This is a genomic window from Tumebacillus amylolyticus (assembly GCF_016722965.1).
Taxonomy (GTDB): Bacteria; Bacillota; Bacilli; order Tumebacillales; family Tumebacillaceae; genus Tumebacillus; species Tumebacillus amylolyticus.
This window is the reverse complement of sequence record NZ_JAEQNB010000005.1, coordinates 286,287-298,823: the sequence shown is the minus strand read 5'-3', so window position 1 is coordinate 298,823 and position 12,537 is coordinate 286,287. Positions and strand designations below refer to the sequence as shown.

Here is a 12,537-nt window from a genome sequence, read left to right as displayed (position 1 = left end):
GAGGAGGAGTTGGAGAGATGGAACGCAGAGTGGTGAAAGTCGGATTGCTGGGCTTGGGCACCGTCGGGTCCGGCGTGGTGAAGATGTTGCGGCAGAATTCGGAAGAGTTGGCACAGAAATGCGGGTACGAGATCGAAATCCAGCGCATTCTCGTGCGCGATCTGGACAAGAAACGAGGCGTTGAGGTAGACCGCGCCCTGCTCACTCGCGATGTGCGGGATATCCTCGACGATGCGAACATTCAAGTGGTGATCGAAGTCATGGGTGGCGAAGGCGAAACGCGGGACATCGTGCTGGAATCTCTGCTCTCCGGCAAGCACGTCATCACCGCCAACAAAGATCTGATCGCCCTGCACGGCGCGCACTTGCACCACGCAGCCGATTCTCAAAACGTGGAACTGCTCTACGAAGCGGCCGTCGCCGGCGCAATCCCCATCGTGCGCGTCTTGAAGCAGTCGTTTGCGGGGGACAACGTGCGCGAAGTCATGGGCATCGTCAACGGCACCACGAACTACATCCTCTCCAAAATGACGCAGGAAAACGCCTCCTACGAAGACGCTCTGCGCGAAGCACAAGCCCTCGGTTACGCAGAAGCCGACCCGCACGCCGACGTCTCCGGACTCGATGCCGCGAGAAAAATGGCGATCCTCGCCTCGATCTCGATGCGCCAAGCGGTGCCGCTGGCAGACGTGAAACTCCAAGGCATCGAAGGAGTCACGAGTGAAGACGTCGCCGAAGCCAAAGCGTTGGGACAAGTGATCAAACTGATCGGCCGTGCGCGACGGGAGGGGGATTCCATCGAAGTCTCCGTCTCGCCGATGCGTCTGCCCGAAGAGCATCCGCTTGCGAAAGTCAACGACAGCTTCAACGCGGTCTACGTGTACGCCGATGCACTCGGCGAAGCGATGCTCTACGGACGCGGAGCCGGTGAGATGCCGACCGCCAGTGCCGTCGTCGGTGATCTGCACGCCGTCCTGCGCGGTCGCAAATTCGCGGCCGGGCAACTTGAACTCATTGCGAGGTGGGCGTAATGGTCGCTTGGAAAGGGCTCCTGCACGCGTATCGTGAATGGTTGCCGATCACAGAACGCACGCCGATGGTGACGCTTTGCGAAGGCAACACGCCGCTGATCCCCGCCCCGAATCTTTCAGCAAAGCTCGGGCTCGACATCCATCTGAAATTCGAAGGTTTGAACCCCACCGGGTCTTTCAAAGACCGCGGCATGGTGCTCGCCGTTGCCAAAGCTGTGGAAGACGGCTCCCGCGCCGTCATCTGTGCTTCGACGGGCAACACCTCTGCGTCGGCGGCGGCCTATGCCGCTCGTCTCGGGCTTCGTTCCATCGTGTTGATCCCGGACGGCAAGATCGCATACGGCAAATTGGCGCAAGCGATGATGTACGGCGCTGAAATAGTGCCGGTGCAAGGAAATTTCGACCAAGCCTTGGATTTGGTTCGCAGCATCTCGCAGGAACACCCCATCACGCTCGTCAACTCGGTCAATCCGTTTCGCATCGAAGGGCAGAAGACGGCGGCGTTCGAAGTCTGCGAGCAACTGGGCGATGCTCCGGATTATCTGGCGCTCCCCGTGGGCAATGCGGGCAACATCACCGCGTACTACAAGGGGTTCAGCGAGTACCGCGCTGCAGGCCACGTGAATTTCGTGCCGAAGATGCTCGGTTTTGAAGCGGAGGGCGCAGCGGCGATTGTGCGCGGAGAACCGATCCCGGAGCCGGAGACTCTCGCCACGGCCATTCGCATCGGGAACCCGGCTTCTTGGAACGGAGCGGTACAGGCAGCTCAGGAATCGGGCGGTGTCATTGACAGTGTGACTGACGACGAAATTCTCGCGGCTTACAAACTGCTGGCTCGCGAAGAGGGCGTTTTTTGTGAACCGGCGTCTGCGGCGTCGCTTGCCGGCTTGATCAAACGCCGTGCATCAGGCGTTTTGCTTCCCGGCGCACGCGTCGTCTGCGTCTTGACGGGCAACGGCTTGAAGGACTCCGACATCGCCATCCAAGCCAGCGCCTTGGAACTCCACTCCATCCCGGCCACGCAAGAGGCGGTTCTACAGATGATCTTGCAAACCAAAGGAGAGAAAAAAGGGGAGGTACGTTCATGATGAGAACGATCTGGCGGGTACCGGCGACGACGGCAAACCTCGGACCGGGGTTCGATGTGCTGGGCATGGCGTTGAATCTCTACAACGAAGTCGAGATGGAGGAAATTCAGCAAGGGTTGGAAATTACGGTGGAGGGAGAGGGTGCCGGCCTCATTGCGTTCGACGAATCCAACTTGGTCTACCAAGCGGCCCTGCACGTTTTTGAAAAAGTGGGGAGGGCTCCTTCGGGCCTGCGCATCCACCTTCACAACGAAATCCCCGTCACACGGGGGCTCGGCAGTTCTTCTGCGGCGTTGGTCGGCGGGTTGGCAGCAGCGAATCGGTTGTGTGGAGATGCTCTGACGCGGGAGGAATTGTTGGAGATCGCGACGGAGATGGAAGGCCATCCCGACAACGTCGCTCCTGTTTTGTACGGGGGTCTGATGATCGCGGGGCTTGTTCGGGGCAAGTGGCGCACGCAGCGATTGACTCCGCCTGCGGGCTTGTGCATCGTGGCGGCGGTGCCTGATTTTGAATTGTCGACGGAGAAAGCACGGGAGGTTTTACCGGAAAAAGTGGAGCGGAGTCATGCGATTTTTACAGCTTCACATGTGGGGTTGTTGGTGAGTGCGATTGCGCGCAATGACTTGGAATTGTTCGGGGCGTGCTTGGAGGATGTCTTGCACCAGCCGTATCGAGAGCCGTTGGTGCCGGGCCTGCGCGACGTTTTGTCTGCGGCAGAAGCGGCGGGGGCTCTCGGGGCGGCGTTGTCGGGAGCGGGACCGACCTTGGTCGCTTTTACAGAAGGTCATCGCGAAGAGGTCGGGCACGCCATTCAAGACGCTTTTTCAGCACACGGCGTGAAGTGCCGGATCATGCATTTGTACCCGGATTTGGGCGGGGTGTGCGAGACCGTCGCTGTATCCAACGACGCAGCAACGGTGGCACGAGGAAGAGGATGAAAAAGATGCGGAACAACTGATAGCCGGTAACCAGCGAAACATCTGCATGGACGATGTGCGCCGTCACGCCCATTTCGGCGATGCCGCCCGGTGCGGAGCTGAGGAACGCAGTCGCAATCGACATATCGCCGTTCCACCAGACGAGCAGGGAACCGACGAGCAGCGCGAATCCGCAGAGAAGAATCGAACTGAGAATCGTGACGAGGGTGAGTTTTCGCAAGTTGTTCAGCTTCTGCGGTTGCATTTGCAGACCGATGGAAGCGCCGATGTAGATCTGAGACAACGTGAGGAACACGGACGGCAACTGCGGCGGTTCAAATCCGCAGAGGATTACGACGGCGTTGGCAAGCAACGGGCCGGTGAGCGGGGCGGCGGGCAGATGAAGTTTGATCCCAAGCCATGCCCCGCCGAGTGTTGCGATTGTGAAGAGAGCGAGCGTTTTCCAAGAAACGTCCGTGATGCTGGGCAACACATGCGCCGCGATAGAACTTGCTCCGCCCGCATCTCCCGAACTTCCGACGATTCCGTTGACGGTGAGAAACGGCACGAGAAAAATCACGGCGATGACGCGAATCGTCTGCATGAACGTGACGACGGTCGGGTCTGCCTCCTCAACTTCTTCGCTGAGCACGACCATCTGCGTCAAACCGCCCGGCACGCTGCCGAACACGCCGCTGGGAACGTCGCCGCCCGTGAGTTTGGCGCTCCAAACGCCCATCGTAATCCCGAACAGGACGGTGAGCACGGTCGCCACGAGCATCGAAGGCAAGTGGTGCCCGATCAACGTCACCGTCTCGCGTGTGACCGAAGTCGCGAGGATATACCCGAGCACGACGAGACCTGCGTTGCGAAGTTGCCCCGGCCAGACCAAGCGGCGTTTCGTCGTCAACCGCCACGTCATAATCGCCGCAATCGACCCGAGCATCCAAGCCAACGGCACATGCAACAAGGAAAAAAGTCCGCCGCCAAGCACGGCGACCACTAGTGCTTCAAGAAAAGGAAGAAGAGCCAAAGAAATCACTCCTAAAAAACGAATCCGCGCGTTGAAGCCACACGGTCTACAAATGCCGCCTCATGAAAAAAGCGTACCGCCCCCGAGTCGGGTCGATACGCTTTTATCTTAACGAAAAATTGTGTCGGGCGGAAGACTATTTCGCTTAACGAACAAATCGTACGGCGAATGGAACTGAATCGAAGTGAAACCTCGCGTTCCTCGACTTGTCTTACCCGAACAACTTCACGCCCGGCTTGATTTCTTCCAACCCGTTCAGGTACTTGCGCAGAGCTTTCGGGATGTGGATCGACCCGTCCGCACGCTGATGATTCTCAAGCAGCGGGATCAAGATGCGCGGCGTGGCCACGGCGGTGTTGTTCAGCGTGTGGCAGTATTGCAACTGCCCGTTCTCATCGCGGTATCGAATGTTCGAGCGGCGCGCTTGGAATTCCAGCAAGTTCGAAGCCGACTGCGTCTCTCCGAAATTCTCACGCGACGGCATCCACGTCTCGATGTCGTATTTTTTATAAACGCCTTGTCCGATGTCGCCCGTGCAAACCGCGACGACGCGATACGGAACTTCGAGCAGTTGCAGGAGGTCTTCCGCATTGCGTGTAATCTCTTGCAAGATCGCTTCCGACACGGCGGGGTCGTTTTTGCAGATCACGACTTGCTCGACTTTGGCGAACTGGTGAACGCGATACAGCCCGCGCGTATCACGACCTGCCGCTCCAGCCTCACGACGGAAGCAGTTCGACACGCCCGCCATGCGAATCGGTTCCGACACATCGACCGTTTCCCCCGAGTAATACGAAACCAGCGGAACTTCCGACGTCCCGACGAGCCATGCGTTGTCACGGCCCAACTCGTACGTCTGTTCACGACCGAGCGGGAAAAACCCGGTGTTCGTCATCATGTCTTCCCGAACCATCACCGGCACATCCATCACCGTAAACCCGCGCTTCGTCAGCACGTCAATCGCCAACTGCTGCACGGCACGGTGCAAGTACAAACCGATCCCCTTCAAATAATACTGTCGAGTCCCCGCCACTTTCGCACCGCGCGGGAGGTCGAACAGATCATAGGTTTCGCCGAGCGTCACATGATCTTGGATCGCAAAGTCAAACTGCGGCAACTCCCCAACACGGCGAATCTCCACATTCTCCTCATCCGACGCGCCAATCGGCGTATCCGGCGAGATGATGTTCGGCACGAGTTGCATCAACTCGCCCCATTTCGCTTCGACCTCGCCGAGCTCAGTTTCTTTTTCCGTCAAGACTGTATTGATTCCACGCACGTCTTCCTTGGTGCGCTCGATTTCGTCCTTCTTGCCTTCCTTTGCGAGGCGGGGGATCAACTGCGAGAGCTCGTTGCGCTGCTTCCGAAGCCCTTCGGCTTCTTGCAACAACTCCCGACGCTTCACATCCCATTGAAGCAACTCCGCAATCGAAACTTGAATCCCTTTGTGCTTGGCGACCGTTTGCACGACCTCCGCGTTCTCCCTGATATACCGAATGTCCAACATGTGACACCACTCCTTTTTAGAAAATGACAAAGAGCGCCCTCATCCGATTGGGACGAGGAGCGCTCTTTTTTGAAAAAGGTCTCGCGGTGCCACCCAATTTGACCTGTCTCCATGAGAAAACAAGCCCACTTGTGTACCGCAATAACGGGCGATTCCCGGCTCACTCCTCGTGAGCGCCTCCGAGTTGGATGCTCTTCATCGGCATGATGAACACTATCCACAATACGTGTTTTTACATTATAAGGTATCCTGCTCCACCCTGACAAGTGCTATACCTTTTACAGGTTGGGGAAAAATAGTACAATAAGACAGTTGTCCACTTTATTCGAGACAAACGGAAGGAGTTACATATAGATGCGAACTGACCTCAAGCGTGAAGACATCGAATTGCTCGCACCCGCAGGAACCTGGGACGCGATGCGCGCCGCCGTCGCCAACGGTGCCAACGCTGTGTACTTTGGCGTGGAGAAATTCAACGCCCGTGCCCGCGCCAACAACTTTCTCATGGCGGAACTCCCGCAAATCATGGAATTTCTGCACACCTACGGGGTAAAAGGCTTCCTGACCTTCAACATCCTCGTGTTTGAAAACGAACTCGAAGACGCCAAGGAACTGATCGATGCCTGCATCGACGCAGGTGTAGACGCCGTCATCGTCCAAGACCTCGGCCTCGTCAAGATGATCCGCGAAATTTCGCCTGACTTCCCGATTCACGGCTCCACCCAGATGACGATCACCTCGCCGGAAGCGGCTGAATTCACCAAGAACTACGACATGGAACGCGTCGTCCTCGGCCGTGAAAACAACCTCAAACAGATCCAAAAAATCGCCGCCTCCGCCAACGTTCCGCTTGAAGTCTTCGTCCACGGCGCGCTCTGCGTCTCCTACTCGGGCCAATGCTTAACGTCCGAAATGTGGGGCGGACGCTCGGCGAACCGCGGCGAATGCGCCCAAGCCTGCCGTCTCCCGTATGACATGATGGTCGACGGAGAGGAAAAAAACATGGGCAACATCGCCTACGTGCTCTCTCCGAAAGACCTCAACGCCCTCGAACTCGTCCCGGAACTGATCGAAGCGGGCGTTACTTCCTTTAAAATTGAAGGCCGTCTCAAAGCGCCGGAGTACGTTGCCAACGTCGTCTCCAAGTACCGCAAAGCGATTGACGCATACTTCCTCGGCGTCACCGATTACCAGCCGGACCTGATCGACATCCAAGAATTGGAGCAATCGTTCTCGCGCGGCTTCACCCACGGCTTCCTCAAAGGCACCAACAACAAGCAACTCGTCGACGGCACGTTCCCGAAAAAACGCGGCGTCTACCTCGGCCTCGTCAAAAAAGTCTACCGCGATGCGATCTTGATCGATCTCCAAGCTCCGCTCAAACGCGGTGACGGCATCGTGTTCGACTTCGGCGACCCGACCCAAGACGAAGAGGGCGGCCGCGTCTACGACATCCGCATCAAAGGACAAAAAATCGAAGGCGGCGTCAACGAAGGTCTCTACGAGATCGTCATGGGCCGCAATGACGTCGACCTGCGCAACATCAACGTCGGCGACAAAGTTTGGCGCACCTCGGACATGGAACTCGACCGCCGTCTGCGCAAAACGTTCGACACGGAAAAACCGTACCACACCTTCCCCGTGAACCTCGAAGTCTACGGCGCGGTCGGGCAACAACTCGTCACCGTCTGGACCGATGTGAAAAAAGGCCACTCCGTGACGATCAACTCCGAACAGCCGGCCGAAGAAGCGCTGAAACGCCCGCTGGACGAAGAAGTTCTCCGTGAGCAATTTGGCCGACTCGGCGGCACCGTCTACGAACTGGACGAGCTGCACGTGGAGTTGACGGGCAACGTCATCATCCCGAAGTCCGAAATGAACCGCATCCGCCGTGAAGCGGTCGAGCAACTGTTTGCGCAACGCATTGCACCGCCGAAGTACACTCGCCATGAGCCGGAAATCGACGTCTACGAAGACACCGTCAATCCGGAGCCGATCGAAGGCCAAGACGCGAAACTGATCGCGCTCTGCCGTTCGCTTGAACAAATCGAAGCGGCAGGTCAAACGGAAGTCGACTACATCTACGCCGAATTCGAATTTGTCAAAGACTACCCGCAAGCGGTCGAAGCGGCCCGCCGTCTCAACAAAAAAATCGCCCTCGCCACTCCGCGCATCCACATGCCGGGCGAGAACGGCATCTTGCGTCAGATGCTCAAGCACCAACCGGACGGCATCTTGGTTCGCAACACCGGCGCGGCGTATTTCTTTGAACAGGAACGTCCGGAAGGTATCGAGTTGATCGGCGACTTCTCGCTGAACATCGCCAACCACAAAGCGGTCAACGTCTTCCTCGACCGCGGCATGGACCGCGTCACCGCTTCCTATGATCTCAACACCGAGCAGATGATTGACCTCCTCAGCCAATCGCGTTCGGAGAACGTCGAAGTCGTCATCCACCAACACATGCCGATGTTCCATATGGAGCACTGCGTCTACTGCACGTTCCTCTCCGAAGGCACCGATTTCACGAACTGCGGTCGTCCGTGCGAAGAACAACGCGTCTCGCTCAAAGACCGTGTCGGCATGGAGCATCCGATTCGCGTCGATACCGGCTGCCGGAACACCGTCTACAACGCCGTCGACCAATCGGGAGCGGAGTACCTCGGCGAATTCCTCGGCAACGGCGTCCGCCACTACCGAGTTGAATTCCTCGAAGAAGAGGGCAAGCGCGTTAAGGAAGTCCTCGACCTCTACCGCAAAGCGCTCAACGGCGAGGTCACAGGCACCCACGTTTGGCGCACGCTCAACTCCACGAACCAACTGGGCGTTACTCGTGGTCAGCTCACCAAATAACCTCTTTTGAAAAAACGACCCTCTGCCACACATGGCAAGGGTCGTTTTTTTGTCGATTGGGGAATGGTAAGGGGTAAAAGCGGAGGGATTCCATGAAGAACATGAAACTGCGCTCCACGTGCCTCGCCGTCCTCCTCGGACTCTCCCTGTTGCCGACTTCGCTTCGGGCAGAGGATATTTCGATGGAGGACGTTTGGAAATACCGTGCCACGGGGGCTTCTTTCTCAGACCTCCCGGGCACCCATTGGGCGTATCCGCAACTGATCAACTTTTTTGAAGCGGACATTTTGGTTGGCAATCCCAATGCGGACAACACGGTCTCGATTCGCCCGGATGACACGGTGACGCGATCCGAGTTTGTCAAATTGATGGTTTCGGCTCTGGGACTCAGCAGCAATTCCACGGGGCAGTTGTTTCAAGACGTGAAGCCGGGGGATTGGTTTTCCGAGCCCGTGCGAGTGGCGAGTGCGCTCGGCATCATCCACGGCACGTCCACTACCCAGTTCGAACCGAACCGCCCCATCACGCGAGAGGAAGTTGCGACGGTGGTTGCGAATGCATTTGCAAACTCCTTGACAGCCACGGAGCAAGATCCGAACTTCACAGATATCGGCACGTCTTGGGCGCAGGCGAACATTCGAGAAGCGGCGCGCATGGGGATCGTCCACGGGAAGTCAGCGACTTTGTTCGAACCCAAACAGTCGGCCACGCGAGCTGAAGCGGTCACGATGCTTTCCAACGGGTTGCAGCGTGAAGACACCAACCTGCCGTCCGACACCGACCTCGACAACATCGTGGAGACGTACATCGAAGAGTCCAACAACGCGATTCATTCCGGTGAGTTGCAAGTTCTTGCGTCGTTGGATGACGAGTACGGCACGGCGTACTTCAAGCGCAAGTACAACGGCATCGCGAGCAAGTTGCAGTTGATGGTTGCCCAAGGCTATCGCATCGACGTCCGACCCACCCAGAACCGCCAGAACCCGCCCCTTGAAATCACCACGGTTCAGAAAAGCAACCGCTTCGCCGTCCTCAACGTCAAAAACGCAGCCTACGACTACGTGTACAGCAAGGACGGCAAGACCACCTACGATTTCCGCGTGCTCTATGGAAAATGGTTGCTTCGCAAGACGCCGGGCGGCCAATGGAAAGTCTACAGCCTCTTCGACATGCCGTAATTTCAAAAAAACCCCTCGAACACGCTCGCGTGTCTGAGGGGTTTTTTGCTACGCGGGAACGTCCACCTGTTGAGGTGTAGCATGACGTAGCGACAGATTGTTCATCGTTCGAGTGTAGAGCACGAGGGAGACGAGTCCGATGACGAGGACCAGCCCGAACATCGCCCACGGAGAGACGAAAGCTCCCAGCGTGATCGACAGACCGCCCATCAGGGAGGAACCGATGCCTTGGAAGCCGGAGACGGCCATGTACACGCCGCGATTCTCTTCGGGCGAGATGTTCGCGATGATCGATTGTTTGACGGGAACCCATGTGATTTCGCCGATCGTGGCGACGATCATGGAGATCAGCAAGAGCCAGGGCAAGTTGAACACGTTGATCACGGAGTATCCGACGAGGCTCAGAAAAACGCCGGAGAGCAACGCCCGACGATGCCCGAACTTGTGAACCCAGCGGCGTACCAGCGCCGAGAAGAGGACGACGATCAACGCGTTGGTCGATTGCAAGAAGGCAAACAACTGCATCCCGTCTGCCGCAAACGACCAATCGCCCAAGGTAAACATCGTCTGAGGTGTTGCAATGTCCTGGTTGAGACGGACTCGGCCGTAGTTGTTGGTGATGTTTTCAAGCGCCCCGCAGAACAGAGCGGCGGCGAGGAACGTCATGAAGACGCGGTTTTTGAAGACCATTTTGTACGAGGAGGCCATTCCTTTCGGTTTCTCACCTTTGGGAGTGGGCTTTGCATCCGGTCTCGTCTCGGTGATCCAGAGAAACAGGACGACCAAGGAAGCGAGCAGAAACAACGTCATCGTGCCGAATAATTCAAACTTGTACGAACGGAACAGATAGCCCCCGGCGATCCCGCCGACGACGAGGCCGAAGTTGTTCGACCAGTAGTCGATGCTGTAGACCAAACTTCGAGATTCCGGCGTGGTGACGTCGATCATCATCGCTTCTGACGCGGGGTTCGCCAACCCGTCGCAGAAACCGATCAACAGCATCGCGATGCATGTGACCCAAGCCGAATGGTACCACGGGGAATTGGCGAAGGTGATCGCCACGAACAGCAGAAGACGCGCAGTCTCGGCGTAGACTTTGACTTTCTTGCGTCCGAACTTGTCGGCGAAATGCCCGCCATACGCACCGGCCGAGACCGCGATGGCGATGTTGGCGACGATCAACAAGCCTGTCAGCGACGCGCCGATCGTTTCCGCGAAGTAGATCGCGATAAAAGGCCAGACCATGCTGCCGATCATGTTGCCGATAAAGTTTTGAGTGAGCCTGATCTTTACATTTAAGTGGAGTTCGCGAAACGTCAAATGAGTTCCTCCTACTGAGTATAATTCCCAACCCCATCTTACCATATTAATGGATATTTGCGGGGGTTATTTGGAGGTTCACCTAGAGCGTTTTTCCTACCTTCTGAATAGTTTGAAATGTGAGAGAGGTGAGCACATGATCAGAAAGGACAACACCGGAGCTCGCAATCCCATACAAACTGTCTATCGTTCGCTTGATGTGATAACGGTCGTTTTACTCCTAACTGGTCAGATCACCATTGGTGGAGTGTTCTTTTTTCAAGGGGGAGGGTTTTCCATCTCGTTGTTCGGGCCGATCACGGGAGCGCAACGATCGGTGGGTGTGCAAGGGGTGCCGGGTGCGAATGTTGTGATTGACTTGGTGGATCTTATTGCTGCGTTTCTTCTGATTACAGATCAGGTCAATGTGGTTGGGACGCTTATTACGGCGAACCACTTCACCATCGTCATCAGCGGACCCCCGTTTGGAGAAGCCAAGCGCACGGCGGCTTATCCGCTCGAAACCCAGAACTTTTTCTCCATCTACAAAGACCATGTAGCCCAAAAATGCAAAGCACGACCCCTTTAAATAGGAGAAGGTGATCTCAGATGGCACTTTTCAACTTGCCAACCATTAAGCCGTCGAAAGGAACCGTCTACGCGATGGGAATTTTCCTCGCGACGTTTGTTTACTTTTTCACACGGGCAGAGCCGGTGGAGCAAGAGAGTGAGACTGTGGAGAAGTGATAGAGGTTTTTTCGAAGGTCATAAAAAAGCCCTCGACGTTTTAGGAGACGGGGGCTTTTTTGTCCGGGCTTAATTGAAGTATTTTCTTGTAAGAAGCATACGAATTCACTGGTCATAAAAAAGATGACTCCTGATCAAATCAGAAGTCATCTTCCGGCCGCATAGCAACCGTGGTTCTTTTTTTATCGTCCACCGGTATTGGTAGCCCAGACAGGCATCCAAGAGCCCCCACCGTGAACTGTGTCATACAGAACACAATTCCCATCACTTTGAACGATCAGCGTGTCACCGACGAGGCCAGTAGGCTTGATCATCGGCGGATGGTACCAGTTCGTCATCCATGTATTGGTATCTGCCACCCAAAACGTATGTGTGTTTCCGGCATCTGTGATACGAAGAACTCCGGAGTTGTCGAGTCTTAATACCTGAGCCCATACGGTGAATTGTGCGTAGACGTACATAGACGGATCAGTGGAAAAAGGGCTGTAGAAAGGGTTCGGGTTGTACCAAGCGCCATTGGTGTGGGAAGACCAAAGAGCATTACCGTTATTATAAAGATCCAGATTCCCATCCGACTGCATGTCGAGAGCAAATCTACCATCAGCGGATACTAACATTCCGTTATTCGAAAGAGTTTCGCCAGGGTGGAGAGTGTCCGATGCAAAGGCAGAAGAGGCAGCGGGGATCTGAAGCACGGATAGCGCAAGGAACGCAAAACAAGCCATTTTCACAGACTTTTTCATAGATAATTCCTCCTTTAAAGAACAACAATTTTGTTTTTCTATTAAAATGGTAACATGTTATATTTTTCACGTCAATTATTTTGTGATGAATAATCTACTATTTTGATTGTATTTAATGGTGTGAGTTTCACAGAAACC

General features: G+C 55.9%; 11 protein-coding genes. 7 read left to right on the top strand and 4 right to left on the bottom strand.

Annotated elements, in window-relative coordinates; all coding sequences use genetic code 11:
* Positions 1-17 precede the first annotated feature (17 nt).
* The 3 genes from JJB07_RS16950 to thrB are packed head-to-tail and all read left to right on the top strand — an operon-like array spanning position 18 to position 3,060.
* Positions 18-1,031 carry a homoserine dehydrogenase gene (locus JJB07_RS16950; RefSeq protein ID WP_201637096.1) on the top strand — a complete coding sequence of 338 codons (1,014 nt, stop codon included), beginning with the start codon at positions 18-20 and terminating at the stop codon, positions 1,029-1,031.
* Positions 1,031-2,119: a threonine synthase gene (gene thrC / locus JJB07_RS16945; protein WP_201637094.1), complete on the top strand. Its 1,089-nt coding sequence runs from the start codon at positions 1,031-1,033 to the stop codon at positions 2,117-2,119. The genes JJB07_RS16950 and thrC overlap by 1 nt, the downstream gene beginning before the upstream one ends.
* Entirely contained in the window at positions 2,116-3,060 is a 945-nt protein-coding gene (gene thrB, locus JJB07_RS16940; RefSeq protein ID WP_236588146.1) for a homoserine kinase, read from the top strand. Before thrC ends, thrB begins: the two co-directional genes overlap by 4 nt.
* On the opposite strand, the gene JJB07_RS16935 is transcribed toward thrB, so the two are convergent.
* Positions 2,972-4,072: an AbrB family transcriptional regulator gene (locus JJB07_RS16935; RefSeq protein WP_201637092.1), complete on the bottom strand. Its 1,101-nt coding sequence runs from the start codon at positions 4,070-4,072 to the stop codon at positions 2,972-2,974. The two genes, thrB and JJB07_RS16935, sit on opposite strands and share 89 nt — an antisense overlap.
* Before the next feature lie 211 nt (positions 4,073-4,283).
* Complete coding sequence (gene serS / locus JJB07_RS16930; protein ID WP_201637090.1) at positions 4,284-5,579, bottom strand: serine--tRNA ligase; 1,296 nt, start codon at positions 5,577-5,579, stop codon at positions 4,284-4,286.
* A 354-nt stretch (positions 5,580-5,933) separates the two neighbouring features.
* Here serS and JJB07_RS16925 point away from each other — a divergent pair, with 354 nt between their 5' ends.
* Together JJB07_RS16925 and JJB07_RS16920 are read left to right on the top strand one after the other, a co-directional pair.
* Positions 5,934-8,432, top strand: coding sequence for a U32 family peptidase (locus JJB07_RS16925; RefSeq protein ID WP_201637088.1), 2,499 nt, complete (start codon positions 5,934-5,936; stop codon positions 8,430-8,432).
* A gap of 92 nt (positions 8,433-8,524) precedes the next feature.
* Positions 8,525-9,610 (top strand): S-layer homology domain-containing protein, encoded by a 1,086-nt coding sequence (locus tag JJB07_RS16920; protein ID WP_201637086.1) that lies wholly within the window; start codon positions 8,525-8,527, stop codon positions 9,608-9,610.
* 48 nt (positions 9,611-9,658) lie between these two features.
* On the opposite strand, the gene JJB07_RS16915 is transcribed toward JJB07_RS16920, so the two are convergent.
* Positions 9,659-10,930 carry an MDR family MFS transporter gene (locus JJB07_RS16915; protein ID WP_201637084.1) on the bottom strand — a complete coding sequence of 424 codons (1,272 nt, stop codon included), beginning with the start codon at positions 10,928-10,930 and terminating at the stop codon, positions 9,659-9,661.
* A gap of 136 nt (positions 10,931-11,066) precedes the next feature.
* On the opposite strand from JJB07_RS16915, the gene JJB07_RS16910 reads away from it, so the two are divergent.
* Entirely contained in the window at positions 11,067-11,498 is a 432-nt protein-coding gene (locus JJB07_RS16910) for a hypothetical protein (protein WP_201637082.1), read from the top strand.
* 20 nt (positions 11,499-11,518) lie between these two features.
* Entirely contained in the window at positions 11,519-11,656 is a 138-nt protein-coding gene (locus JJB07_RS16905; protein WP_201637080.1) for a hypothetical protein, read from the top strand.
* 182 nt (positions 11,657-11,838) lie between these two features.
* Here the strand turns inward: JJB07_RS16905 and JJB07_RS16900 are convergent, their stop codons facing one another.
* The gene (locus JJB07_RS16900; protein ID WP_201637078.1) at positions 11,839-12,399 is read right to left on the bottom strand and encodes a hypothetical protein; all 561 of its coding nucleotides are present in this window, start codon (positions 12,397-12,399) and stop codon (positions 11,839-11,841) included.
* Between the last annotated feature and the right edge of the window lie 138 nt (positions 12,400-12,537).

Excerpts from the sequence above, each read along its gene's own strand:
- JJB07_RS16920 (WP_201637086.1), top strand. The coding sequence starts at position 8,525 with ATGAAGAACATGAAACTGCGCTCCACGTGCCTCGCCGTCCTCCTCGGA.
- JJB07_RS16925 (WP_201637088.1), top strand. The coding sequence starts at position 5,934 with ATGCGAACTGACCTCAAGCGTGAAGACATCGAATTGCTCGCACCCGCA.
- JJB07_RS16905 (WP_201637080.1), top strand. The coding sequence starts at position 11,519 with ATGGCACTTTTCAACTTGCCAACCATTAAGCCGTCGAAAGGAACCGTC.
- serS (WP_201637090.1), bottom strand. The coding sequence starts at position 5,579 with ATGTTGGACATTCGGTATATCAGGGAGAACGCGGAGGTCGTGCAAACG.
- thrC (WP_201637094.1), top strand. The coding sequence starts at position 1,031 with ATGGTCGCTTGGAAAGGGCTCCTGCACGCGTATCGTGAATGGTTGCCG.
- JJB07_RS16900 (WP_201637078.1), bottom strand. The coding sequence starts at position 12,399 with ATGAAAAAGTCTGTGAAAATGGCTTGTTTTGCGTTCCTTGCGCTATCC.
- JJB07_RS16910 (WP_201637082.1), top strand. The coding sequence starts at position 11,067 with ATGATCAGAAAGGACAACACCGGAGCTCGCAATCCCATACAAACTGTC.
- JJB07_RS16950 (WP_201637096.1), top strand. The coding sequence starts at position 18 with ATGGAACGCAGAGTGGTGAAAGTCGGATTGCTGGGCTTGGGCACCGTC.
- thrB (WP_236588146.1), top strand. The coding sequence starts at position 2,116 with ATGATGAGAACGATCTGGCGGGTACCGGCGACGACGGCAAACCTCGGA.